Origin of the sequence: Streptomyces sp. AC558_RSS880, from assembly GCF_019049255.1 — a bacterium.
GTDB lineage: Bacteria > Actinomycetota > Actinomycetes > Streptomycetales > Streptomycetaceae > Streptomyces.
Genome location: NZ_JAGMUJ010000006.1, coordinates 22822 through 48382, shown reverse-complemented (window position 1 = coordinate 48382; position 25561 = coordinate 22822). Strand labels below are relative to the sequence as shown.

Here is a 25561-nt window from a genome sequence, read left to right as displayed (position 1 = left end):
ACCTGCCCGGCCGATGAGCGGGGTGCCGCGGACGCTCGCCCGCGTGACCCGCTGCCCCGGCCGCGCGGGCGAGTGTCCGCGCGGCCCGCGTCACGGCACGGGGCGCTCCACGGCCCGGCCCGCTCCACGGTGCGGGCCACGGGTCAGAGTGCGGCCCGGCTCCGTTCCGTCCGGCCGCCGGCCGCGGACACCGCCTGGGGCAGGTCTTCCGGCAGCAGGGTGCGCAGGTCGCTGACGCTGGGCAGTTCCAGGCCGGCCAGCCGCCGCGCCTGCCGGGTGACCATGTTCTCCAGCAGCTTCCGGGCGAGCCGGGCGTTGCCGAACGACCGGTCACGGGGCAGGGCGTCCACATGGGCGTACAGCGCGGCGAGGGCGTCGGGGTGGCACTCGTAGCCGGAGGCGGCCGCGTGCCGTTCGACGATGGTGACCAGTTCGCCGGTGCTGTAGTCCTCGAACTCCACGGTCCGGGAGAAGCGGGAGGCGAGCCCCGGGTTGGAGGCGAGGAACCGCTCCATCTCCTCGGTGTAGCCGGCGACGATGACCACCACCTCCTCGCGGTGGTCCTCCATCAGCTTCAGCAGGGTGTCGACGGCCTCACGGCCGAAGTCGTTGCCGGAGGCGCCCTCGGGGGTGAGGGTGTACGCCTCGTCGATGAACAGCACCCCGCCCAGCGCGCTGGTGAAGACCTCCTTGGTGAGCTGTGCGGTGTGCCCGACGTACTGGCCCACCAGATCCGCCCGGGCGACCTCCACCAGGCGGGAGGCGGGCAGCACGCCGAGGGAGTGCAGCAGCTCGGCGTACAGCCGGGCCACGGTGGTCTTGCCGGTGCCGGGAGGCCCGGTGAAGACCAGGTGGTGGCTGATGCGCGGCGCGGGCAGCCCGGCCGCGGCCCGCTGCCGGGCGTTGGACAGCAGGCTGACCAGGTCGTTGACCTCGTGCTTGACCGCGCCCAGGCCCACCATGGCGTCCAGCCGTTCCAGCGGGCTCGGCTCGCCCTCGCCGTTCTCGGCCGCACCGGAGGAGGCCGCCGCGTCCCCGACGTCCTGCGGCAGCAGCAGCGTCAGATCCTTCTCACCGATCTCCGTCATCCCGGCCAGCCGGAACGACTGCCGGTCGATCATCTCCTCGAACACCCCCCGGGCCGCACGCCCGTTGCCGAAGGTGGCGTCCCTCGTCATGCCGTCGAAGTGCGCGGCCAGCGCCTCACGGGTGCCCTCACCCAGCTCGTAGCGGTGCCGGACGCACATGTCCTCGGTGATGGTGACCAGGTCCCCCACCGAGTAGTTGGCGAACTCGATGGTGCGGGTGAACCGGGAGGCCAGGCCCGGGTTGGCGGTGAGGAACGACTCCATCTGCTGCGAGTAGCCGGCGACGATGACCACCACGTCGTCGCGGTGGTCCTCCATCAGCTTCAGCAGGGTGTCGACGGCCTCGCGGCCGAAGTCGTTGGAGGCGCCGCCCTCCGGGGTGAGCGTGTAGGCCTCGTCGACGAACAGCACCCCGCCCAGGGCGCTGTTGAACGCCTCGGTGGTCTTGATGGCCGTACCGCCGATGACCTGCGCGACCAGGTCGGCACGCGCCACCTCCACCAGGTGTCCGCTCCTGAGCACCCCGAGGTCGGCGAGGATCGCGCCGTACAGCCGCGCGACGGTGGTCTTGCCGGTGCCCGGGGGGCCGGCGAAGACCAGGTGCCGGCTCATCGACGGTACCGGCATGCCCAGCCGGCGGCGGCGCTCGGCGAGCTGGTTGAGGTTGACCAGGGTGTGCACCTGGTGCTTGACGTTCTCCAGGCCGACGAGGGACTCCAGCTCCTCCAGCGGTCCGGCCGGCCCGGTGCCGCCGCTGCCGCCCGCGCCGGGCTTCCCGGCCGGCCCGGTCTCGGCGTTCTCGCCCCAGGCGTCCGGGGCGCCGTTGTCCGCGCCGGCGAGGCCCTCCACCGTCAGCCGGTCGCCGAAGCGGCTCTGCCGCAGCCCGGCGCCCTGGTTGTCGCGTACCGAGCAGGAGGTCAGGGTGACCTCCCGGTCGGTGTCCACCCGGACGCCGTCACCGGTGCTGCCGGTGATCGCGCAGCCGGTCAGTCCGGCCCGGGCACCGTCCATCAGGTGTACGCCGTGGAGGCCGGAGCCGTCGATCCGCAGATGCTCCAGCCGGGCCTCGGCACGCTCGCGCACGGAGACCCCCGAGTCCCCGCTGCCGGTGATCTCGCAGTCCCGCAGAACTCCCAGGGCGCCCTCGCCGAACATCACCCCGGAGCGGGCGGCGGACCGCAGCACGGTGTCGCTCACCCGGGGATCGGCACCGTCGCCGAGGTGCAGGGCCGCGCCGCCGGCCGCGTCGATCTCGCAGTGCTCCAGCCGGCCGCGCCCGCCGTCGGTGATCTCCACGCCGTGCCCGCCGGAGCCGGTGACCGTGGCGCGCAGCAGCAGCGGGTCGGCCGCCGAGGCGATGGCCACCCCCACCCCGGCCGCGCCGGTGACGCTCAGCCGGTCGAACTCGGCGGTGGCGCCGTCGCCGACCGACACCGCCCCGCCCTCGTACGCGCAGTCGCGCACCGTCGTGCCGCGCAGCAGCGGAGCGCTGTACTCGGTGATCCGGATGGCCGGCTCGCCCGCGTCCTCGAAGGAGCACTCCTCCAGCACGCCCCGGGAGCGGTCGATGACCAGCAGCCCGCTGCCCTTGGTGCGGCGGGTGGTACAGCGCCGCAGATACGGGTCGGCGCCGCCGGTGATGACGACGGCGTTCTCGCCGATCGCCTCGAACCGGCAGTCGTCGATCTCCGGGCGGGAGACGCTGGTGACCAGCAGCCCGACGGCCGTGTCGTGCACGGTGGTGCGCAGCACCCGGGTCGAGCTGTGCCCCTCCAGCGCGATGGCGGGCTTGTCGCAGCCGGAGACGTCGCAGTCCTCGACGGTGCCCTGCGCCTCGCCGTTGGCCAGTACGCCGTTGCCCCGGGCGCCGCGGATCCGGCAGTTGCGCACGGTCGGCCGGCCACTCTCGCCGATGACCACCGCGGAGGTGCCGAAGTTCTCGAACACGGTGTCCTCGACGACACTGCCGGCCTCGGAGGTGTCGACGAGGCCGGCGCCCCCCGGGTTGCTCACCCGGCAGCCGCGCGCCGCCAGGGAGCCGGTGCCGCGCACCAGTACGGCCGTCCAGCCCGAACCGGTGACCGTGCAGCCGTCCAGCGCGACCTGCCCGGACGGGACGTCCACCACCGCGGTGTCCTTGTCGTGTCCGCGCAGGGCGAGGTTGGTCAGGAGGACCGCGTCGGCCAGCAGACCGACCGCACCGCCCGCGCGCGGACAGATCTCCACCTGGCCGGGATCGCCCTCGCCGATGATGGTCACCCGCGTCCTGATCACCAGGTTCTCCGGATAGCGTCCGGGCGCCACCCGGATCACCGCGCCGGTGCGCGCACGGGCGAGCGCATCGCCGATGGTCCGGGCGTCACCCGGCCGGTCGGGAGAGACCGTGAGCAACTGCCGTGACACGCGCCTCGAACCTCCTGGTCGTCATCGCCGCCACCCGGTACCGGGACGCGGACACCACTGCACGAACAACCCGCATGACCGGAACGCTGCCGTGCGCCCGGCCGACGGGTACGGACCGCGATCCGGCCCGTGAGGGACACCGATCGTCCCTCGCGGGACGTGTCGTGTCCCGTAAGGGACATCACTGCCGGGGCGGCGGGGCACGCCCCTGCGGGCCGGCCGTGAACACCGCCTGCCGGCTGGGACGTTGCCCGCCCGGCGGCGGACCGCCGGGTGCCTATCATGCACGCCATGCGAAGCTCCACGAGGCGCCTGCTGACCGTCCTCGCGGCCACCGCCGCGCTCGCGCCGGCGCCCGCCGCCCCAGCCGCCGCGGCGCCCTCGCCGGCCCCGGCCGCCGGACAGGACGTCACCGTGCTGCCCCCGCTGCCGGTCCGGCTCGGCGACGGCAGGCCGTGCACCGCCCCGTCCGGGCAGACCGCCGCCGGCGGCACCTGGGCCGCCCCGGCGCTCGGGCTGACCCGCGCCCAGCGGCTCACCCGGGGCGCCGGGGTGACCGTCGCGGTGGTCGACTCCGGGATCGCACCGGACACCGCGGGGTTGTCCGGCCGGGTCACCGGCGCCGCCGAGGACTGCCTGGGCCACGGGAGTTTCGCCGCGAGCCTGATCGCCGCCGCGCCCCGGAGGGACAGCGGCATGGCCGGGGTGGCGCCCGGCGCCGAGATCCTGGCGCTGCCCGGCACCGACGCCCGGGGCGTGTACTCCGCCGCGCTGGTCGCCGCCGGCATCCGCCAGGCCGCCGACCGGGGCGCCGACGTCATCTACACCGGCGCCGCCCTGACCACCGGCCGCACCGAGCTGACCGGCGCGGTCGCCCACGCCACCGGCAAGGGCGCCCTGGTCGTCGCCCCGGCCGCCCCGGACGCGCTGCCCGAGCAGGACGGCGATGCCCGGGACACCCAGCCGCCCGACGGCCCGTACTGGCCGGCCGCCGCCCCCGGTGCGCTGTCGGTGGTGGACTTCGGGCCGTCCGGGACCCGGCCCTCCGGCGCCCCGCCCGCCCACCGCCCCGACCTGGCCGCGCCCGGCGACGCCATGGTCGGCTCCGGGCCGGGCGGCAAGGGTCACTACATCGCCTCGGGTTCCTCGCTGGCCGCCGCATGCGCCGCCGGCGCCGCCGCGCTGGTCCGTGAACTCCACCCCGGTCTGAGCCCGGCTCAAGTCGCCGGACGGCTGCTGCGCACCGCCTACCCGGCCGACGTGCCCCGGCTCGACCCCTACGCCGCGCTCTCCCTGGACACCGGCACCCGCCCGGACCGGGTCACCGCCGCGCCGCCCGCCCGGGTACCCGAGCCCGCCGACACCGGCCCCCGGAACACCGCGCTGGCGGTCTCCGGGGTGTGCCTGGCGGTCATCGTGCTGTTCGGCGCGGCGGCCGTGGTGGTACCACGCGGCCGTTCCCGCCGCTGGACCCCGCCCGGCGTCGGCTGACGCCGGGCGGGGTGAAGCGGGCGGGGCTTCGACCGCAGGCTCCGGGACACCGGGCGTACGCCGCGTCGCGCCCACGACACGGGTGCTCATCGAGGAAGCCTTCCGAGCGGTCGTGCCGGGGCCCGGAAGCGGTGCGCGCATACGGCCTGCCCGCCGCTGGGCCGGGCGCGCGTGTTCACGCGGTGTCCCCGTCGTCCAGGAGCGCCGTCTGGATCTGCACCGCCTTGCGGCGGGCGATGCGCAGTGCCCGGCCCGGGACGAGCGGGCGGCCCTTGATGTTGTCGAAGAGGTAGCCCTCGCTGGGCGGGCAGGACATCAGCAGCACCGGGGTGTTGACCTCCTGGAGCCGGCGCAGCATCGACTCGTTGACCCCACGCCCGGCGCCGGCGGCGGCGCGCGCCACGATCATGTGCAGCCCGACCTCGTGACCGAGCGCGAAGTGGTCGTAGAGCGGGGAGAACGGCTGGGTCATCGGGCCGGAGCCGAGCATGTCGTAGTCGTCGACCAGGACGAACAGCCGGGGCCCGGACCACCAGTCGCAGTGGCGCATCCGGGACGGTACGACGTCCCCGTCGGGCACCCGCTGACTGATCGCCCGGGCCGCGCCCTCCACGAACTCGTTGAGACCGTCCATGGAGACGGCGTGCCCGAGCCGGTACTCCTCCGGCACCGCCTCGACCAGTTCGCGCCGGTAGTCGACGGTCATGATGCGGGCCTGGTCCGGGGTGAAGCGGGCGGTGATGCCCTGGGCGATCAGCCGCAGCAGGTTGGTCTTGCCGGACTCGGTGTCGCCCACCACGATCAGGTGCGGGTTCTCGGTGAAGTCGTGCCAGACCGGAGCGAGTTCGTTCTCCTCCACGCCCAGCGGGATACGAAGGTTGTACTCGCCCAGCTCCGGCTCGGGCAGCTCGGCCACGGGAAGGGTGACCGGCAGCATCCGCACCGGCGGCGCGACCGGCCCGGTCCAGCTCTCGGCGACCCCCGCGACCAGCCCCTCCACGCCCTCGGCGAGATCCTCGGCGTCCTCGACGTTGTCGATGCGCGGGAGCGCGGCCTGGTAGTGCAGCTTCTCGGCGGTCAGGCCCCGGCCGGGGATCCGGGGCAGCGCGGCCGACTTGCGCGAGTCGATCTGCGAGTCCATCGCATCGCCCATCCGCAGCTCCAGCCGGGTGCCGGCCTGGTCGCGGACCGCCGCCGACAGCTCGATCCAGCGGGCGGTGGTGACGATCAGGTGCACGCCGTAGTTCAGGCCCCGGGCGGCCAGCGCGTTGAAGGTGGTGATGTGCTGGTCGAAGTCCTGCCGCACGGTCTGCCAGCCGTCGACGACCAGGAACACGTCGCCGTGCGGTTCGTCGGCGAACTCCCCGGCCGCGCGCCGCCGGCGGTAGGTGGCCATCGAGTCGACGCCGTGCGTCAGGAAGAACTGTTCCCGCTTGGCCAGCACGCCGCTGACCTCGGCGATGGTACGGGCCACCCGTTCGGCGTCCATCCGGGCCGCGACACCGCCGACGTGGGGGAGCCCGGCGATACCGGCCAGTGAGCCGCCACCGAAGTCCAGGCAGTAGAACTGCACTTCGAAGGGGGTGTGAGTGAGGGCCAGCGCGGTGATCAGGGCGCGTACCAGGGTGCTCTTGCCGCTCTGCGGGCCGCCGGCGATCGCGACGTGACCGCCGGCGCCCGACAGGTCCACCGTCAGCAGGTCGCGGAGCTGGTCGAAGGGCCGGTCCACGATGCCCACCGGCACGGTCAGCCGGCCACGCCCGGCCCAGCCGACGGTGGTCAGGCCGTACACCGGGTCCGGGGCCAGCGGCGGCAGCACCTGGTCCAGGGTCGGCGGCACGTCCAGCGGCGGCAGCCACACCTGGTGGGCCGGAGGGCCGGAGTCGCGCAGCCGGTCGAGCGCCACCGACAGCAGGGTCTGTCCGGTCTCCTCCTCGTCCGTCCCGGGCGTCCCGGGCGTCCCGGGCGTCTCGGGCTCGGGGGCGCCGCCCTCCTCCGCCGGGGAGCGCGGCACCACCCACCCCGACGACCAGGGCACCACCTGGCTCGCCACCCGGGCCTGCGCGACCGGGCTCCGGCGCCGCCGGTGGGGGCCGGAGACATACGCCGCGCGGAACCGGGTCAGCGCCTCCACACCGCTCTTGAGGTAGCCGCTGCCCGGCTCCGGAGGCAGCTCGTAGGCGTCCGGGACGCCGAGCACGCCCCGGCTCTCCATCGCGGAGAACGTCCGCAGGCCGATCCGGTACGACAGATGGCCCTCGAGCTGGTGGATACGGCCCTCGTCGAGCCGCTGCGAGGCGAGCAGCAGATGCACCCCGAGGCTGCGGCCGAGCCGGCCGATCATCACGAACAGATCCATGAACTCCCGGTGGGAGGCCAGCAGTTCGCTGAACTCGTCGACGACCACGAACAGGCTGGGCAGCGGCTGCAGCGGGGTGCCGGCCGCCCGGGCCTTCTCGTACTCCAGCGCCGAGGTGTAGTTGCCCGCCGCCCGCAGCAGCTCCTGGCGGCGGATCAGCTCGCCGTGCAGGGCGTCCTGCATCCGGGAGACCAGCGCCACCTCGTCGGCGAGGTTGGTGATCACCGCGGAGGTGTGCGGGAGTTCGTCGAGGCCGAGGAAGGTGGCGCCGCCCTTGAAGTCCACCAGCACGAAGTTGAGCGTCTCGGAGGAGTTGGTCATGGCCAGCGCCAGCACCAGGGTGCGCAGCAGCTCGCTCTTGCCGGAGCCGGTGGCGCCGATCAGCATGCCGTGCGGGCCGGTGCCCCCCTGCGCGGACTCCTTGATGTCCAGCTCCACCGGCCGGCCCTCCGCGCTGACCGCGATCGGCACCCGCAGCCGGGCACTGCCGCCGAACCGGGCCCACACCTCGGCCGGCTCGTACCGCTCCAGGTCGGGGATGCCCAGCAGGCTGGTCAGCTCCACCTCGGCGAACGGCTGCGAGGCGTCCATCACACCGGTGTTCATCCGGTACGGCGCCAGCAGCCGGGCCAGCGCCAGTGCCCCGGCCGGGCCCAGCCGGTCGGGGGCGCCCAACGGCGTGGTCTGCTCCCGGCGGTCCCGGTCGGTGCGCACCAGGGCCAGTTCGTCCGTCGTCACCTCCAGCCGCAGTGTGGTGCGTCCGGGCCGCCAGGTCAGCGAGCCGCCCAGGTCGATCACCACGGCGTTGCGGAAGCCCGGCCCGTCGAAACGGTGTCCGGTCGGTACCGGGCAGCCGTCCACCACGACGACGGTGAACGGCTCCTCCCGTCCCACGGTCGCCTCCGGGTCGGCCGCGGGCCGGTCCTGGAACTCCCCGCCCAGCAGGTTCTCCAGCTCACCGAAGGCCGAGGCGATCAGCCGGGCCGGGCCGGCCCCGTCGCTCTCGTGCGGGTGCAGGCTGTGCGGCAGCCACTTGACCCATTCCCACTCCGTCCGCCGCTCGTCGCAGACGCACAGCGCGATCCACAGGTCCTCGGGGGCGTGGAACAGCGCGAGCTGGGCGAGCAGTGCCCGCACCAGGCCGCGCGCCGCCTCGTCGTCGCCGCGCAGCAGCACTTTGGACCAGGCCCGCAGATAGACGGCGATGGGCTGGTCGGGGACGGTGGAGTAGGCGCGGATGAAGCTGCGCAGCGCGTGCGCGGTGAGGGGTTCCATGTCCTCCACCGGCGTGCCGGAGGGCGCGAGCAGTTTGACCGCCATGCTCTGCTGCCCCACCCCGGCCCGCACCTCGGCGAAGTCCTCGTCGGTGGCGCGGCGTTCCCACAGCCGGGTGCTGGACACCAGGCAGGCCAGCGCGTCCGGGTGCGGGTGCCGCCAGGACAGCGCCCGCTGCTGCTGGGCGATGGTGGAGCGGACCTTGCGCCGGGTCTGCGACAGATACCGCAGATAGTCGCGGCGTTCCCCCTTCAGCATCTGCTTGCGTTCGGCGGCCCGCCGCATGGTCTGGCCGACGATCATCACCACGGCGCCGAGCACCATCATGCCGAGCGCGATGTACAGGAAGCCGTTGGAACCGGACTGGCTGGTGCCGCCGCGCATGTACATCAGCATCATCGACACCGACATCAGCGCCATGGGCAGATACGTCCACACCGAGGAGGTGTCCGGCTGCTCTTCGGGCAGACCGGGCGGTTCCTGGAGGGTCATCTCCCCCGAGGGCATGTCCGGGCCGCGGCGGCGCGCGGGCCTGCGGAACGGGATGACGCTCAACGCGTGGCCTCCTTGACGACGGTGATCGAGCGGTCCGCCGTGCGGCTGTGCTCTCTCGGTGCTTCCCGATCCTGCCGCAGCCGGTCACCCGCCGCGGAATGCCATGAAAGCCCGCAGTGGAACGGGAGGACAGACGCACGGAACGAAAGAGACACATTCCTGGCCCGAAAGTGCCAGGAAATGGGGGCCGCGAGGGACATCGTCCGGGAGGGAGAACCGGGCCATCGGGGCGGTGAATCCGATGGTGTCTGTAAAATCGGGCGAAGAACGCACTGGTAAACCCGTCCGAAAACGAATACGGGGGACGCCGGCGGTCTTCTCGGCTGCCATTTCCTCCCTCCGATCGTTGCCGATAGGCTCGAACGGCCGTAGAAATCGGGGCCGCGCGGCGACGCCGCGGCCCGTCGGCGGACGGCCGGTACCGCACCGGAATTCCCGCACCGACATTCCCCGCACCGACATTCCCCGCACCGCGAGCGAGCGGTCTGCCAGGAAGCGCGAACGACCCATGACTGACACCACGTCGGCCGCCCTGTGCCGGCTGACCGTACGTGCCCCCGCCCGGACCGTCGACCTCGCCGTGCCCGTCGACGTGCCGGTCGCCGACCTGCTGCCCACGCTCGTCGGTTACGGCGGTGAGGAACTGGGGGAGGCCGGCGCCGAACACGAGGGCTGGACACTCCAGCGTCTCGGCGGTCCGCCCCTCGACCCGGAGAGCACCCTGGCCGTGCTCGGCCTGCGCGACGGCGAGACGCTGTACCTGCGGCCGCGCGCCGACGCACTGCCCGAGGTGCACCTCGACGACCTGGTGGACGGCATCTCCACCACGTTGCAGGACCGGCCGTACGGCTGGAGCCCGGACGCCGGCCGTCGGCTGCTGTACGGCCTGGGCGCCGCCCCCCTCGCCCTCGGCCTGATCGTGCTGGCCCAGCCCGGCCCGGCCGGCTGGCTGCGGGCGGTGGCCGCCGCCGTCACCGGTCTGCTGCTCATCGCCGGCGCCGGGTCGGCCTCCCGCGCGGTCGGTGACACCGCGGCCGGCTCGGTGCTGGGCCTGGCCGCGGCCGGGTACTTCACGCTGGCCGGCTGGCTGCTGCCGGGCGGCGCGGCGGCCGACGGCAGTGCCCCGCTGGCGGCCTGTGCCGCCGGCGCCGGTGCGGCGGTGCTCGCGCTCACGGCGGTCGGGACGTACCCGGCGCTCTTCCTCGGCGTCGCCGTGATCGCGGTGGCCGGGGCGCTCGGCGCGGTGCTGCTGCTGTGCGGGCTGACCGTCAAAGAGGCGTCCAGCGTGGTGTCGGTGACCGTGGTGCTCTTCGGCGGGTTCGTGCCCTCGCTGTCCTTCCGGCTCGCCGGGATGCGGATGCCCCCGCTGCCCACCAACGCCCGGCAGCTCCAGGAGGGCATCGACCCGTACCCGACCGGGGCGGTCCGTGACCGCTCGGTGCAGGCCGACGGCTGGATGACCGCCTTCTACGGGGCGATCGGCCTGGTCTGCCTGCCCTGTCTGGTCGGACTGCTCGCCCACCCGACCACCCCGGGCATCTGGACCGCCGTGGCGCTCTCCGCGCTGCTGCTCCTGCACAGCAGGGGTCTGGGCAACGTCTGGCAGCGCCTGGCGCTCACCGCCGCCGGGGCGTTCGGGACGGCGCTGCTGCTGTACGGCCCGGTGCGCGGAACGCCGTCCACCGAGACCCGGCTGCTGCTGTGCGCCGTGCTGCTCGCCCTGGCCGCCGGTCTGATGATCGCCTCCTGGACGGTGCCGGGCCGCCGGCTGGTGCCCTACTGGGGCCGGGCCGCCGAACTGCTGCACTCCCTCGCCGCGATCAGTCTGATCCCGCTGATGCTCTGGGCGGTGGGCCTGTACGGCCTGCTGCGCGGGCTCAACGGCTGAAGGGGGCGTCCGGATGCGGAACAAACGCGACCAGGTCCAGGCCCACATGTTCGTGATGAGCCGGCTGACCTCGGCCATGCTGCGGGCCGAACCCGACGACGTGGAGAGCCCGAACGGCCGTACCAACCGGGGCGCCCTGATCGGCGTGGTCATCGCGGTCCTGGTGTGCGCCGGCGCGTTCGTCATCGGGCTGCTGCGGCCCGGCGGCAACGACTCCTGGCGCTCTCCCGGTGTCTTCGTCGTCGACAAGGGCACCGGCGCCTCCTACCTCCACCTCGACGGACGGCTGCGCCCCGTGCGCAACTACGCCTCCGCCCGGCTGATCGCCGGTAAGGACATGAAGACGGTCTCCGTCGGCAGTTCCTCACTGCGGCACGCCCCGCACGGGGCGCCGGTCGGTCTGCCCGGAGCCCCGGACGCGCTGCCGGACCCGGCCGACCTGGACACCGGGCCCTGGCGGGTGTGCGCGACCGTCCACACCGCCAGGCACACCACCACCGCCCGGACGACTCTGGCCGTCGGCGCCGGCCCGGCCGCCGGCATCGACGGGGCGCGCGGCCTGAGCGCGCGGGAGGGGGTCCTGGTCACCGGCCCCGACGACATGGTCTGGCTGCTGTGGCAGGGCACCCGGCTGCGGCTGGACCACCGTATGGGCGCGCTCGACGCCCTCGGCTACGGCGCCATGACGTCCCGCCCGGTCTCCGCGGCCTTCCTCGACGCCCTCCCGCAGGGCCCCGACCTCGCTCCGCCGGACATCCCCGGCCGGGGCGAGGCCGGGCCCCGGCTGGAGGGCCGCGCCACCCGGGTCGGGCAGGTCTTCCGGGTCGACGTCCCCGGCTCGGAGTCCCAGTACCACCTGCTGACCGAGGACGGCCTGACGCCGCTCACCGCCACCCGTACCGCCCTGGTCCTGGCCGACCCCCGCACCCGTACCGAGGCGTACGGCGGGAGCACCCCGCAGGCCGTGCGGCTCGGCGCCGAGGCGCTCACCGGCCACCAGGCCGGGCCGTCCGGAACGCCGGGCGACGACGCCGAACTGCCCGCCGCCCCGCCGAAGATCCTCGGCACGGCCGCCGGCCAGGCGGTGTGCGCCGAGACCGAATCGTCCGGCACCGCCGCCCGCACCGCCGTCTCCCTGTTGCCGGTCACGGCCCTGGGCACGCCCGCGCAGCCGCCCGGCGGGGATGCCGCACCGGCCTGCCGGCCCGTGGACGCCGTCACCGTACGGCCCGGCGCGGGCGCGCTGGTCCGCGCGGTCGGGGCGGGCGGCGGACCGCTCGGCGACACCACCTTCCTGGTGACCGACACCGGAGTGAAGTACCGCCTGACGGGCGCCGAGGCCACCGGGGCCCTCGGCTACGGCACCGGCGACGCGCGGCGGCTGCCCGCCCACCTGCTGGCCATGCTCCCCACCGGCCCGGATCTCGACCCGGCCGCGGCGACGGCCGGCCGGGCCGGCACCACGGTGCGGTGCGGAACGGAGAAGCGGTGACGAGGGCGCCGCGCGCGGGCCGGCGGAGGGGCGGCGCGGAGGAGGAACCGAGCGGCCTGGACCGCTCGGCACCGGACCGGCTGGAGAAGGCCCTCGACGGTGTCCTGCCCGGGTGCGACGGGCCGGGCCGGCCGGCCCGTCGCACCGGACCGGTGGGACACGCGGGATGACACGTCCCGCCGTGCGCGGCCCCCGGGACCCACCCGTACCGGCCGGACAGCACGGCGGCGGCGCACACCCCCGCACCGGCCGCGTGGCAGCGCGAGCGCGCGGTCGCCACGTGGCAGACAACCGCGAGACCGAAGGAGAACGAGCGATGTCACGCCAGAACAGGTCGGGTGGCGGCGCGTCCGCCCGCCCGGCCGGCACCGACGGCGGGCCACCGGTCCGCCGCGCGGTGGCGCTGCCCTCGGTGGGCGACGACGCGGAGCAGGCCCTGCGGCCCGCCCCGCGCCGCGGCACGGCCACCACCGGCACCACCACCATCGGCGGTACCGGAACGGCCGGCGAGGCCGGCCGTGAGGGGGCGGAGACCCCCTCCACCGCTCCGGCGGCCCCGGCCGCGAACGAGCCGGAGGCACGGGAGGAGGCCGCGGCACCGGACACGGACCGCCGGGAACGGCCGGAGGCGGCGGCTGCCGCCACGCCGGCGCCCGCCGCGTCACCGGGCGGCAGCGGAGGTGCCCTGTCCGGTCTGGCCGCCGTGCTCGGCGGCGTCCGCCGGTCCGGCGGAGCCGGGAGGGGCAGCGGCGACGGCGACGGGTCGCCGGGGCGGCCGAAGGCCCCCATGCTGGCCGCCGCCGGAATCGCCGGGGTGATCCTGATCGCCGTTCCGCTGCTGGTCATGGCCGGCAACGACCGGGACGAACAGGCCAAGGACCACACCACCGTGGCCGCCGATTCCCGGGAGCTGCGCGACGGGCAGGAGGCGCAGCAGCCGCCGGACGTCTACGTCGCGGAGAGCCCGAAGGACGACACGCCGGCCGGCCCGGGCAAGGACGGCGGCGAGAAGGACGGGAGACACGGGAAGGAGCAGACGGAGGAGAAGGACGCGAAAGCCGGGGCGGGAGGGCAGGACTCCGGTCCGGCGTCTTCGGACGGCCCCGCCGACGACGGCGCGAACCGCCCGCAGGCCGCCTCGCAGCAGGAGGGGGAGGAGGAGACGGCGAAGGAGCCGGCCCAGCAGACCGAGCGGAAGGCCCTCGCAACGGTCAGCAACGGCGCGGCCCGGATCGTCAACGCCGACACCGGCAAGTGCCTCACCGCGAGTTCCCGCGGAGCCGGCGCGGAACTGGTCATCCAGCCCTGCGGAGCCTCGGAGGGCGCCCAGGTCTGGGCCTTCCACGACACCGACCGCACCCTGCGCATCGGCGAGGACCTGTGCATGGGGCTGGACGGCGGGTCGGTGGAGAACGGCACGGCGATCCGGCTGCAGCGGTGCGACGGGTCGGACGGGCAGAAGTTCAAGATCAACGCGACCGAGGACCTGGTGTCGCTCAAGGCGGGCAACAAGTGCGCCGACGTGTGGTGGGGCAAGGAGGCCAACGGCACGCCGGTCAAGCTGTGGCCCTGCACCGGCACCGCCAACCAGACCTGGCGGCGCGGCTGACCCCGCGTCCCGGGCCCGGTGGCGGGCCGCCGCCCGCCACCGGCGACGGAACGGGCGGATGACCGGGCCCCGGGTGCTCCCGCGCATCGCACGCGAGCACCCGGGGCCTTTCCCCGTACGCGGGGAGGGACGTCGTACGGGGAGAGACCGCCGGACGGACAGGACGCCCGGCGGTGGTCCGGGGGGCCGGCTTCGCCAGGGTGCGGCGTCGACCGGGGAGGGAGGCGGAGGCGGGGCGCGCTTTGTGGTCGGCGCGGCCACGCCGGGACCCGAGCCCGCGGCATCGCGTCCGCCGGGCCGCACGACCGGAACCTGGACCGGTCGGCGCGGCGCGGGCCGCCGCGCGCGGCCGGGAGGCCACGCATGAGGGCGCGCCGGGGCGGTCCGGCAGGTGGCGAGGCGTCATGCGCCGGTGGCGCCGGATGTACCGAGCCGGTCCCGCTGCCCGCACTCCCGACAACGGTGGCGCGCGGTGACCGGTTCACCCGGCACGGGGACGAGTTCTTCCGGTCGCGCTCGGAGCGGCGGAGCAGGCCGGGTGCCCCCGCCGGTCACGTCGGGGCGGCCCGCCCTCCGGGTGGACGGCGCGAGTTCGGCGACAGGACTAGCGGCGGTCCGTGGCCCTCGGCACCCGGTCGGCCGTGCCGCGCCAGGGGTGCCCTGTCTGCGGGCAGGTACAGTCCCGGGCGTCGGGGGCCGTCTCGCGCGGCTCCGGTGTTCTCCCGGGGGTCCGGGCGCCGGCTGCCGGAAGCCCTTCGAACGCGAGCAGGCCGACGCTCGAGAGCACCAGGGTCACGTCGGCGAGCCGCCGTTGTTCGGCCGAGCACTCCGCGCAGTGGACGAGGTGCTCGGAGCTCTCGGCGTCCAGCCCGCCGTGCCGGTTCCCGAACAGGGCCTGGACGGCCAGCTCTTCCCTGGTCTGCTCGCAGTTCACCATGTCTCCTTCGGCATCGGTTCCGGCTGCCACGGCTGGAACGTCCCCACGTCCGGACCGGTTCACCCGTCACCCCGGGCCGGAACACCCCCTGGCCTGGAGGCACCGTACGGGAGGAGCGGGGCAGGACGGGACGACGACCGGAAGGGCCGGAGAGCCCGGAGGGCAGGGCCGGCGGTGAGGCCCGGTCCGGCTCCACCACCCGTGCGGTGCCTGTGCCGGTCTCCGCCGGACCCGAACGGTTCACCGCGGAATCCCGGGGAGTTCCGCGCGTCGTGAACCGGTCTCCGCCCGGCGTCGTTCCTGTGGTGAGTGCCCGCTCCGCACACGGGGGCACGTCGTCGGGCCCGCCCGCAGGCGAGGGCCGGGCGCGGAAACCGTGCCGCCGCCCACCCGGCGGCGGCACGGGCTTCTCGCATGCCCGGAAAGCCCGTGGGGCCGACCCTGTGCGCGGGCCTGCGCCACGGGCACGGAAAAAATTATATGTGACGGTGGGTATTCAGTCCATAACGCGCGGTCACGCCGGGTCCTTTCCTGTAAGGGGAAACCGCCGGCACGTCCGAGGAAATGCTCAGGTGAGCAATAAAAAGGCATTCACGACCGGGCATACGAGCAAAATTCTGCATGGTGCGGCCTGGGATGCTTGCTTGATGTGGGCCGCAGGCACAATTACGATCCTTGCGATGCGACCGCGGACGGGTAATGCCGGCGGGCAACCCGGTTTCGGCATACGTTCGCGGCATTCGATTTCCAGCATGGGGAGGCCGGCATGGCCATGCAGCACTCGTCGCGTCAGGCGACGGTCAACGGAATCAGCGCCCTCGGCATGGCGCTCAGGGGTGTCGAGAGGATCCGCAAGGACGTCGAGAGCACTGGCGCGAGGCTGATGGCGGGATACCGAGGCAGCGACGGCGGTCAGTTCCAGAACCTGCTCAACCAGTGGCAGGAGCAGGCCACCATCATCGCCAAGAACCTCGGAGACGTGCAGGAGGAACTGACCAACACCATGCGGGCGCACGGGGTGACGCAGCAGACCACCACCGATTGGGTCGGAAAGGCGAGCCAGAAGTCGTCGGCCGTCTTCGACGCCCTCGCCGGCTGACCCGACCCCCCCCGCCCCAGGGCCGCCCACCCCCCTCGCACCGGAAAGAGGAACGATGAACGAGGACTTCACCGACGGCATCATCCACGTGGACTACGCCCACATGGACAACGCCGCCGACGACATGGTCGCGCAGACCAAGGCCATCGGCGAAACCCTGGAATCGCTGGAGATGGAACTCAACGAGCTCAAGAAGTCCTGGATCGGCGACGACGCCGATGTCTACCGCGAGAAGCAGCAGGCCTGGGGGGAAGCCTTCCGGCGGATGGGCACGCTCCTCTCCGAGAACTCCGTGCTGCTCACCGCAATCTCCGAGCACTACCGCTACACCGGCAGCAGCCTGGCCCTGCGATGGTCCGACGTGAAAATCGGTCGCTGACGGTTCGCCGGCTCGTGGGGCGGTCGCCGCGTCACGGCGCCCCACGACCGCGGACGTCGCCGCGGGCCGGCCGCTCACCGTCCCGTCCGGGTGAGCGCCGGACGCACCCGATCCGTCCGCCGGGGATCAGTCCGCTAGGGAGATGGCATGACCAACACGACCACGCTCAACGTCGAGTGGCTGAAGAAGTTCAAGAACGGACCGGTGCACGACTTCATCATGGAGATCGACCGGATGACCAAGCCGGACGGCTCCGTCCAGCCGATCGAGGAAATCGCCTCGGGCGTCAAGACCGAGAGCACGATCGACACCACCAAGCCGCTGATCATCGGTCCGCTCGCCAAGGACGATTCGCTGAGCGGCGGAAGGCTCAACTCCGCGGTGCAGGGCACCGCCGAGGCCCTTGCGGCGCTGCTGCGGCACCAGCAGACCCTCTTCGACGACATCGCCGAGGCCATGGACGACACCGTCAAGCAGCTCACCAAGGCCCAGCAGGACAGTCTCGACAAGATGTCCGGCCAGGACTTCCTGGACGTGTGGGAGGACGTGGACAGCGACCTGTCCGGCGGGCCCGGGTCGGCCGGCGGCCGGGGCGCGTCGTAGTGAACCGCCCGAGCATCTGATCCCCACGGAGAACCGCGATGGCCACACCCGCCGACAAGACCAACGACGACTACTGGAAGAGGGCGGTGGACGCCCTCACCGGCTACACGCTGGCCGACCGGAAGACGTTGTTCGATGACATGAAGGGCAATCACGACATCCCGCTCATGTACATCTGGGTGGACAGGAACATCAGGCCGGTCGGCACCGGTTACGTCCCCGGATTCGCCAGTTCCGGTGGGTGGCAGCGGGAGGGGGAGGACTTCCTCCTCCCCTTCTACACCATGGCCAAGCACGGCAAGGGCCTGGACCACAACAAGGCCCACATCACCTTCATCGGTGCGCCGGTCGACAGCCAGGGCAAGGACATACACCCGGCCGGCGGAGTGTACGCAAGGGCCGGCAAGTGGACGAGCAAGGCCCTGAAGAAGAGCGACGGCTCCCACTTCACCTGGGACAACTCCAAGTTCGCCCAGTACTCCCTGGGAGCGGGCAATGCCCTGGCGCAGATCGCCAACGCGCCCTTCAGCACCCGCGGCTTCTCGCACAGCGGACTGGCGGTGGACGACAGCCTCGCCGTGCACCTGCCCTCCTTCACCGAGGTGGCACTCTCCTTCGAGCGGGTCAACCGGTTCCTGATCGCCCAGTCCAAGGTGCTCGCCGACTGGGAGAAGCGGGACATCGGCGAGGGCAGCACGGAGTGGGCGGGCAGCGCGGCCAGCCTGTTCAAACACCTGGTGCACAGGATGAACCGGAACTACGAGGGCTACGTCGAGCAGCTCGCGCCGCCCGGCAAGGGCGGCACCGCGTCCGTGGTCCTCGACGGCGACGTCTTCACCACCTACCCGGGACGGACGCTCGCCGAGACCCAGATCGCCTACCGTGAGGCCGCCCGCCGGCTGTATGACGCGTGGTCGCGGTGGCAACACCTGATGGGCTCCCCCCACCGATGGCTGCTGGACCACCTGTGGGATGTCTACCGGCAGGTCCTCGACAACCAGATGGCGTTCGTCGACTTCGAGACCCGCGGGTTCATGTCGTACCCGGTCCGGACCGAGGGCTACAAGGGCTACGTCGAGATCGGCGGCCGGCAGATGTGGCTCAGCGAGTGGGACGCCTGGAGGGCCATCGGCCAGGAAGCCGTCGACCGGTGGCAGAAGAGCCTCGACGACGCCCTCGGTGCGGTCGCCAAGGAGGTGATCCCGAAGATCGACAGGACGCTCGCCGACGCCGTGGACGCCTTCCCCAAGCAGCTCACCGACAAGGACACCAGCTCTCTCAGCGACACCTCGGTCAAGGAGGAGAACAGGAAACTCCTCGACGAGCAGAAGAAGCGGCTGAACGGCATGGGCGGGAACGACGAACTCACCCAGCAGGCGCTGACGCACCAGAAGCAGGTCCAGGAGGACTACAAGAAGGACCGCGAAGAGGGAAAGAAGGCCCAGGAGGAGGCGCGCAAGCAGAGCGAGCTGGACCGGGCCGAGGCGCGGAAATACCAGGACGAGGCGCGCAAGCAGAGCGAGCTGGACCGGGCCGAGGCGCAGAAGTACCAGGACGAGGCGCGCAAGCAGAACGAGCAGGACCGCGAGGCGGCGAAGGAGGAGGCGAAGAAGGCCCAGGAGGAGGCGCGCAAGCAGAGCGAGCTGGACCGGGCCGAGGCGGAGAAGTACGAGGAAGAGGCGCGCAAGCAGAGCGAGCTGGACCGGGCCGAGGCGGAGAAGTACCAGGAGGAGGCGCGCAAGCAGAACGAGCAGGACCGGGCCGAGGCCCAGTCACTCGCCGCTTCGTCGGCCGGCCTCAGTGCTCTGGCGAACGACCAGGCGCGGGCCGAGGCGAAGAAGGCCCAGGAGGAGGCGCGCAAGCAGAGCGAGCTGGACCGGGCCGAGGCGGAGAAGTACGAGGAAGAGGCGCGCAAGCAGAGCGAGCTGGACCGGGCCGAGGCGGAGAAGTACGAGGAAGAGGCGCGCAAGCAGAGCGAGCTGGACCGGGCCGAGGCGAAGAAGTACGAGGAGCAGCTCCGGGCGGCGAACGACGGGGACCTCGCGGCGGCCCGTGCCCTCCTCGACGGTTCCGACCTGTCCGCCCCGAGCAACGCCGACCTCCAGGCCGAGCACCAGCGCGAGACCCTTCAGGCGCAGATCGCCCGCGACGCCGCCGAGCACCTCGCCGACCAGCAGGAACAGGACGCCAGGGCGGACTACGAGCGTGCCAGGGCCGACGCCCAGGACAGTTACGAGCAGGCCAAGCAGGAAGCCGACCAGGCCCGCGCCGACGCCAAGGCCGAGTACGACAACGCCATCGCCCGGGGCGAGGACCCGCAGAAGGCCAAGGAGGAGTACGACAAGGCCGTCGCCGCGGCCGATCAGCAGCAGCAGGCCGCACGGGCCGAGGCCGACCGGGACCTCGCCGCGGCCCGTGAGCGGTACGACCAGGCGATGGACGACGCCGCGACGGCCCGGCAGGAGGCGCAGGAGGACTACGAGCGCCAGATCGCCGACATCGACGGCAAGTACGACGACCTCGGGCTGGACCTCCGCACCCCGGAGGAGATCGTCCGGGACAGACTCAGCACCCTGTCCGAGCCGTACTCCTCCTCCTCGCAGGGAGGCGACGTCTACGCGCCGGGCACCTTCGACACCGGCACCTACGCTCCCGCCGGCTACGTCTCGAGCCTGCCCTCCGGTGATGTGCCGGCCGGCACCGCGGAAGCCGTCCAGGCCGCCGCCGCATGGGAGGACGGGACGTACGGCGCGCTCGGCGACGGCGCGCTCGGCCGGAACGCGGCGTCGGCGGGCGAAGCCGCGGCAACGGCCGCAGGAGCCGGGGCCGGGGCCATGGCCCCGGGCATGTATCCGCCGATGGGCGGCATGGGCGGTGCTCCGGGCGGCGGCCAGGACCAGAACGGCAACGGACGGCAGCGCAACGTGCTGGACTCCCCCATCGTCCGCCGGTCCACCCGGGCCGGGCGGGCGGGGGACGGCGGGGAGAACGCCGTCCCGGCCGCCCGGCGGGTCTCCACCAGCGCCGGGGTGCCCTTCGCGCCGCCCATGGCCGGCGGCAACGAGCGCGGACAGCGGACCAGCAGCGACCGGGCCCGTACCGCCTGGGCCACGGAGGAGGACGACGTGTGGGGAACCGAAGAGGGCGGCGCCCCGCAGGCGCTCGGCCGGTGAGCAGGCGATGACCGGAGCGGACCCCGGGAGCGACAGGAAGGCGAGAGGCCGAGCAGCCGAAGGAGTTCGAGGTGACTGAGAATCTGCCCATCGACGACCGGGTCAAGAAGGCCTGGGACCAACTGCACGCCGTCGAGGCGGCAGTCCAGCGCGCCGAGGAGGAACTGCACGGGACGACCGTCACCACTCGGTCGGCCGACCAGAAGGTGGTACTGACCGTCGGTGCCCAGGGCGAAATCACCGCCATCGAGTTCCCGGGCAACGGCCATCGGACCATGTCGGGCGCGGAGCTGTCGGCGTCCGTGCTCGACGCCGCCCGCCGCGCCCGCGCCGAGATGGCCCGTCAGGTCATGGAGACGTTCGACCCGCTTGCGGGAATGCTGTCCGGCGGGCCGGGTGCGGAACGCCTCGAGGTCGACTGGAACAAGATCTTCGGACCGGCTCTCGAAGGATTCGACGAGCCGGGCGAGTCAGCCGCGATGAGCCGGCTGCGGGACGAGATCGACGAGGAATAGACCCGGTGCCGGGCCGGAGCGGTGCCGCCGCTCCGGCCCGGCGGCCGTGCACGCGCCCGGCGGAAACCACCGGGTCGCGAAACGGCGACCGTCACACGTGAGAACGCGGGACCACAGAGCGGGAAGGAGCGGAAGGAATGGGAGAAGCCAGCTATGAGGCTTCCGTCTCCGGCATCAAAAGCGGGGCCGGTGAACTGCAACGCCTGGCGGGCGAGGCCACGCGCCTCGTCACAACGTTCATCGAGGACTACAAGGCGACCGCAGGATGGCAGGGCAGCGGCGATTCGCTCGCCGACTCGCTCACTCCCGCCCTGGAGAGCGAGTTCAAGGGAATTCTCGACGCCTGTGACAGCATCACACGTGTGCTCGACTCCGCCGCTGCGGCGTCCGACAGGCAGGCCCAGGACGTGAGGCAACCCGTCGCCGACGCCGTTGACATGATCAACGAGGCGAAGGGCCGGCACTGATGACGTGCATCGTGCGCCGGTCGGTGAAGGGCCGGCTCATGGTGTGTCCGGGCCGGCCCATGGAATGACGGGATGTGCGTGGCGCGCCGGTCGGGCATCCGCTTCGTGCCGGTGACGGACGTCGAGCGGGAGGGGGACGAGGCCGTTGGGCGACCCTGCCCCCGCGATCACCGTCCTGCTCAGGCCGGAGAACGGCGGTTGCCGCGTCGCCGCGCAGGTGGATCCCCCTGGCTGAAGTCCCTGGCATGGCATCCCGGCATCCCGGTGACCCGGTCACCCCTCTCCCGGTTCCCTGCCGGTGCGGCTCCGCGAGCACCGGCAGGGAACCGGGAGAGGCTGCCGTGCGGGCGCGCACCGCGGATGCCCGACGCCGGTCTCGCGGTGAACCGGAGGCCCGCCGATCTCGTTCCTGTGACGAGGGCAGTGTGAGGCCGGCCGTACGCGCGGGAGCCTCCCGGCCGTGCGCGGTATGACGTACGGACGATGTCCCGGCAGATCGACCAGACCCCGGGAGAGGACGTGACCGTATGAGTGGGCCGGACGTCGGTGGATGGGACGCGGCGGCGCTGGGCGCCGTCCCGGAAACGGACACGGGACGACTCCCCGGTGACGGTCCTGGCGGTGCCGGGGAGTCCGCCCCGGCCACGGAGGGGGAGACACCGGCCCGGTCCGCGGACGGGAACGGGGACGGGGACGGGGACGGGGACGGGGAAACCCTGTCCGAGGACGGCTGGGTGCAGGTGACCCCGCCCGACGAGATTCCCGAGCCGCCTCCGGAGATCGCCCGGGCCGCCCGTTTCGCGCCCGAGCACTTCATCTACATGGCGGACCCGAACTGGCGGGGGGAGGGGCCGGCGCCGTCCTGGGCCGTCTTCGGACGGTGGCGGACGGACGCGCGGGGCGAGATCGTCGACTGGGAGGACAACGAGGAGTATCGGCCCTCGCCGGAGGCCCTGGGCTGGCGCCCGCCCGCCGACCCGGTGGACGAGGCCGCCCAGCGCGCGGTGACCGGATACGGGCCGGTGAGCGAGGTACCGCGCGCACTGGCCCGCGAGCCCCGCATCGCGGTGGTGGTCGAACCCGACGGCGCCCCGCGGGTGGGCCCGGCGCCGGACGGCACCCAGGCGATACCGGTCTTCACCGTGCCTCCCGAGGATGAGAACGAGGGCGAGGGCGGCGAGCACGGCGGCGAAGGGGAGGGGGACGGTGCCGACGAGGGGCCGGGCCTGCCGCCGCACCGGATGGCATCGGTGACCGAACTGCTCGAGTTGGCCGGGGAGACGGCGCTGCTCTATCTCAGTCCGACCGCTCCGGTGACGATGACCCTCGACACCGAGACGCTGCGTGCGGCCGTCGAAGGCAGGGAGATCCCCGAACCGACGGGCCGGCCGTGGCCGGAGGAGCCGGAGGAGCCGGAGGCGCGGGAGACGGCGGACGCCGGCCTGGACGAGGCGGCCGGGCAGCCGTCGGCCGTCGCCGGGGATCCGGCCCTCGAGGACGTACCGCCGGCCGCCGACGTGCCCTTCGCGCTGCGCGGCGGCCTGGTCAGTCAGGACTACGGACGCACCGAGGCGGACAGCGGTGGTGGTCTGGAACGCGCCGGTGAGACGGGTGGCGTCCAGCCCGGGCGCTGAACCCTCCGGCACGGCGAGGCCGGACGGAACTCCGGCTGGTGCGGAAAGCGTGTCCGCCGGGAGAACACGGGTGCACGGAAGGCGTGTGCGCCTCCGCCGGCGGCCGGCGCCCGGCCCGTCCGCGGCCCCTGCCGGGTGGAAGCCGGTACGGACTCTGCCGCCTTCCCCGTCTGCCTTCCCACCAGCGAGTCGTTGTCCCGGCTCTGGGGCGGGACGCGCAGGGCGTAGCCGGCGGGTTCGGTGACCAGCACCTCGAGGGCCGACTGCCGGCACCGGGGTTCCAGGGTGGCGCGGATCTTGCTGACATGGGCGTAGAGGGAGGCCGTCGCCCCGCCCTGGCTCCGTCCCCGTTGCGGTGGCCACAGTTCCTCACACAGCGTCTCGCCGGCGACCGCGTGGCCGTCGGCGAGCAGCAGCCGGATCAGCAGCTGCCGCTGCTTGCGCCGGCCGGGGTCCAGCACCGCACCGGCACGTCGCACCACCAGCGGACCCGGCATCCCGAAGTCCAGCTCATGTCCCACGGCCGTCACCGTTCCCCTGGCGCGCCGCTCACCGGCGTCACGCCCGTCCCCCCGGCACGCGGACGACCCACCTGACTCACCCTGCTGAAGGACTGGTGCCGCACCGCCCGGTCGCCTGTGCGGCTGCCGTGCCCCGTCGCGGTGACCTGCCCGCCCCAGGACGGGGAGCCGCGCAGTGCTCGGAACGGTGAGGACGCCTTCGCCCGATTCCCGCATGTCACGCGGGAGGTCAGCAGGGAGCCCCGCACATCGGCGCATCCGGGATTCCCCGCACGGTGAACCGGGGACCCCCGCTCCTCGTTGGTCCCCGATGAGACGCATACGCGTCCGGTCGGCGGGAGCGGTGGCTGCCACAACCTCTTCTCCGCCGCGGGCCCGGGCCCCGTGCACATCGTGTGTCATCCGCCGATCCCCGGCGAAGGACGACGGCGTGCGCCGTCCGAGAACCGTGCCGCTCCTGCGGCACCGCACCCCACGGAAGGAAAGTTCCCCACATATCGAGGGCATCAACGCCACGCTGTAACGGCCTGCGAATTCTCCGATCCGTGGGGACGTACTCGCCCATCCGTCATGTCCCGGCGTGACCGCCGGAGTCCGACCAAGAAGAGAAACAACTGTGAATGGTTCACGGCTTCACCGCCTCCTGCTCTCCGCGGCAGTACTGGCCGGTGCTCTGGTGACGCTCAACGCCCCGGCAGCACAGGCCCATTACAGCCAGTGTCCCTCCGGGCACTTCTGCGTCTGGCAGCACAGCAGCTACGAGGGCCGCTTCTTCTCGAGCGACCGTGACACACCCAACGTCGGCAGTTACATGAACGACCGCACGACCTCGGTCTGGAACCGGAGCAACCGCACGGTCTGCATGTACCGGAACCAGAACTACGACTACCCCATGGGCTGTTACCTGCCCGGTGGTTCCTCGGCCGCTCTGCCGATCCACAACGACACGCTGACCAGTTTTCGGTTCGAGAACGTGTAGACACCCGCTGGAAAGGCGCTGACGTCGCGGGCGGCCCCCGGCTGCTCAGCCGGGGGGCCGCCCGCAGCCTCGAGGAGCGCCGCTTGTCCGTACTCGTTCCGACAGAGAGGGTCGGCGATGCCCGTGGAAGCAGCCCGGAAGGCCTCTCCCTGGATCCTTTCGCCCCTTCCGCTGACCGGGAACGAACCCTGTGCCGGCGCGGACGTGTTCTTTCTCGATTTCTATGGTGCGACAGAGTCCCGGCTGGCCACCCGGCTCTGCCGGCAATGTCCCGTCGTCGAGGCCTGTTTCATCTGGGCGCTGGCCCATCCGTCACTGGCGGCGGACGGCATCTGGGGAGCGACGACCCCCGGACAACGGGACGACATCCGCGCCGGTCTGATCAGACGTCTCGGTCCGTCGCGTCTGAGGCACGTACTGAAAGAGGCCTACACCCGGGCGGTCAGGAAGAGCGACGCCTGAGGGCGGCCCGGTTCCACCGTCCACGCAGTCCGAAGGAGCGCACACACTGATGGAGACGACCGCGAACGTGCTGACCGGCCTGGTGGCCGCGTTGCACCTCTACTTCCTGGTCCTGGAGATGTTCCTCTGGGAGAGGAAGCCGGGCCGCGAACTGTCCGGCTTCGACGCGTCGCTGGCCCGTGCCACCGCGCCGCTGGCCGCCAACCAGGGCCTCTACAACGGGTTCCTGGCGGCGGGACTGGTCTGGGGAACGGCCGCCGGCGACCCGACCGGGTTCCGGGTCCAGGTGTTCTTCCTCGTCTGCGTGGTCATCGCCGGCGTGTACGGCGGTCTCACCGCCAGCCGGCGCATCCTGACGGCGCAGGCACTGCCCGGAGCGCTGGCGCTCGCCGCGGTCCTGCTGACCCGGTGACCGCGGTCACGCGGGGTTCGGCGCCGGGCCCGTTCCTCCTCGGTCTCGCCCCGCAGCCGGTTCGCCGCGGCCGACTCGCCCGGCTCGTCGAGTCCTTTCCCCCGCGGTCGGCGCGCGACTGGTTCCGGGCCGGCCCCGCCGGATCAGCGGGCATGTGAAAAGCCCGTGCCGCCGGGGGTGACGACACGGGCGCTCCCCGCACCCGGTCCTTCAGGAGGGG

Annotated in this window: 19 protein-coding genes; 15 read left to right on the top strand and 4 right to left on the bottom strand. The window is 73.0% G+C overall.

Going from position 1 to position 25561, the window contains the following annotated elements; translation table 11 throughout:
• Positions 1–143: 143 nt before the first annotated feature.
• On the bottom strand, positions 144–3491 hold the full coding sequence (locus KUM38_RS01955) for a right-handed parallel beta-helix repeat-containing protein (protein ID WP_217127498.1): 3348 nt from the start codon (positions 3489–3491) through the stop codon (positions 144–146).
• A gap of 291 nt (positions 3492–3782) precedes the next feature.
• Here KUM38_RS01955 and KUM38_RS01950 point away from each other — a divergent pair, with 291 nt between their 5' ends.
• Positions 3783–4982, top strand: coding sequence for a S8 family serine peptidase (locus tag KUM38_RS01950; RefSeq protein WP_217127497.1), 1200 nt, complete (start codon positions 3783–3785; stop codon positions 4980–4982).
• Between the two features lie 175 nt (positions 4983–5157).
• Here the strand turns inward: KUM38_RS01950 and eccCa are convergent, their stop codons facing one another.
• Positions 5158–9171 (bottom strand): type VII secretion protein EccCa, encoded by a 4014-nt coding sequence (gene eccCa / locus KUM38_RS01945; RefSeq protein WP_254396542.1) that lies wholly within the window; start codon positions 9169–9171, stop codon positions 5158–5160.
• A 508-nt stretch (positions 9172–9679) separates the two neighbouring features.
• Between eccCa and eccD the strand changes: the two genes are divergently transcribed.
• The 4 genes from eccD (at position 9680) to KUM38_RS42805 (ending at position 14160) form a co-directional block, all read left to right on the top strand.
• Positions 9680–11059, top strand: coding sequence for a type VII secretion integral membrane protein EccD (eccD, locus tag KUM38_RS01940; protein WP_217127496.1), 1380 nt, complete (start codon positions 9680–9682; stop codon positions 11057–11059).
• Between the two features lie 13 nt (positions 11060–11072).
• Positions 11073–12551: a type VII secretion protein EccB gene (eccB, locus tag KUM38_RS01935; RefSeq protein ID WP_217127495.1), complete on the top strand. Its 1479-nt coding sequence runs from the start codon at positions 11073–11075 to the stop codon at positions 12549–12551.
• A complete protein-coding gene (locus KUM38_RS01930) occupies positions 12548–12721 on the top strand; it encodes a hypothetical protein (RefSeq protein WP_217127494.1) in 174 nt (57 codons plus the stop codon). The genes eccB and KUM38_RS01930 overlap by 4 nt, the downstream gene beginning before the upstream one ends.
• 146 nt (positions 12722–12867) lie before the next feature.
• Positions 12868–14160, top strand: a complete 1293-nt coding sequence (locus KUM38_RS42805) for an RICIN domain-containing protein (protein WP_217127493.1) — start codon at positions 12868–12870, stop codon at positions 14158–14160.
• 604 nt (positions 14161–14764) lie between these two features.
• Here the strand turns inward: KUM38_RS42805 and KUM38_RS01920 are convergent.
• Positions 14765–15127 (bottom strand): hypothetical protein, encoded by a 363-nt coding sequence (locus KUM38_RS01920; protein WP_217127492.1) that lies wholly within the window; start codon positions 15125–15127, stop codon positions 14765–14767.
• A gap of 736 nt (positions 15128–15863) precedes the next feature.
• Here KUM38_RS01920 and KUM38_RS01915 point away from each other — a divergent pair.
• The 7 genes from KUM38_RS01915 (at position 15864) to KUM38_RS01885 (ending at position 22967) form a co-directional block, all read left to right on the top strand.
• Positions 15864–16196 carry a hypothetical protein gene (locus KUM38_RS01915; protein ID WP_217127491.1) on the top strand — a complete coding sequence of 111 codons (333 nt, stop codon included), beginning with the start codon at positions 15864–15866 and terminating at the stop codon, positions 16194–16196.
• Positions 16197–16251: 55 nt separating this feature from the next.
• Positions 16252–16575 (top strand): WXG100 family type VII secretion target, encoded by a 324-nt coding sequence (locus KUM38_RS01910; protein WP_217127490.1) that lies wholly within the window; start codon positions 16252–16254, stop codon positions 16573–16575.
• A gap of 147 nt (positions 16576–16722) precedes the next feature.
• Positions 16723–17178 (top strand): type VII secretion system-associated protein, encoded by a 456-nt coding sequence (locus tag KUM38_RS01905; RefSeq protein ID WP_217127489.1) that lies wholly within the window; start codon positions 16723–16725, stop codon positions 17176–17178.
• Between the two features lie 38 nt (positions 17179–17216).
• Positions 17217–20351 (top strand): AAWKG family protein, encoded by a 3135-nt coding sequence (locus KUM38_RS01900; RefSeq protein WP_217127488.1) that lies wholly within the window; start codon positions 17217–17219, stop codon positions 20349–20351.
• Positions 20352–20422: 71 nt separating this feature from the next.
• Positions 20423–20866 carry a YbaB/EbfC family nucleoid-associated protein gene (locus tag KUM38_RS01895; RefSeq protein ID WP_217127487.1) on the top strand — a complete coding sequence of 148 codons (444 nt, stop codon included), beginning with the start codon at positions 20423–20425 and terminating at the stop codon, positions 20864–20866.
• Between the two features lie 137 nt (positions 20867–21003).
• Positions 21004–21333, top strand: a complete 330-nt coding sequence (locus KUM38_RS01890) for a hypothetical protein (protein WP_217127486.1) — start codon at positions 21004–21006, stop codon at positions 21331–21333.
• Between the two features lie 527 nt (positions 21334–21860).
• Positions 21861–22967 carry a type VII secretion system-associated protein gene (locus KUM38_RS01885; protein ID WP_254396541.1) on the top strand — a complete coding sequence of 369 codons (1107 nt, stop codon included), beginning with the start codon at positions 21861–21863 and terminating at the stop codon, positions 22965–22967.
• Here the strand turns inward: KUM38_RS01885 and KUM38_RS01880 are convergent.
• Complete coding sequence (locus KUM38_RS01880) at positions 22889–23488, bottom strand: helix-turn-helix domain-containing protein (RefSeq protein ID WP_217127485.1); 600 nt, start codon at positions 23486–23488, stop codon at positions 22889–22891. The two genes, KUM38_RS01885 and KUM38_RS01880, sit on opposite strands and share 79 nt — an antisense overlap.
• Before the next feature lie 616 nt (positions 23489–24104).
• On the opposite strand from KUM38_RS01880, the gene KUM38_RS01875 reads away from it, so the two are divergent.
• From KUM38_RS01875 to KUM38_RS01865, 3 genes are all read left to right on the top strand, one after another.
• Positions 24105–24467: a peptidase inhibitor family I36 protein gene (locus KUM38_RS01875; protein ID WP_217127484.1), complete on the top strand. Its 363-nt coding sequence runs from the start codon at positions 24105–24107 to the stop codon at positions 24465–24467.
• Positions 24468–24584: 117 nt separating this feature from the next.
• The gene (locus tag KUM38_RS01870; RefSeq protein WP_217127483.1) at positions 24585–24929 is read left to right on the top strand and encodes a WhiB family transcriptional regulator; all 345 of its coding nucleotides are present in this window, start codon (positions 24585–24587) and stop codon (positions 24927–24929) included.
• A gap of 49 nt (positions 24930–24978) precedes the next feature.
• Complete coding sequence (locus tag KUM38_RS01865) at positions 24979–25341, top strand: DUF1304 domain-containing protein (RefSeq protein ID WP_217127482.1); 363 nt, start codon at positions 24979–24981, stop codon at positions 25339–25341.
• Positions 25342–25561 lie beyond the last annotated feature (220 nt).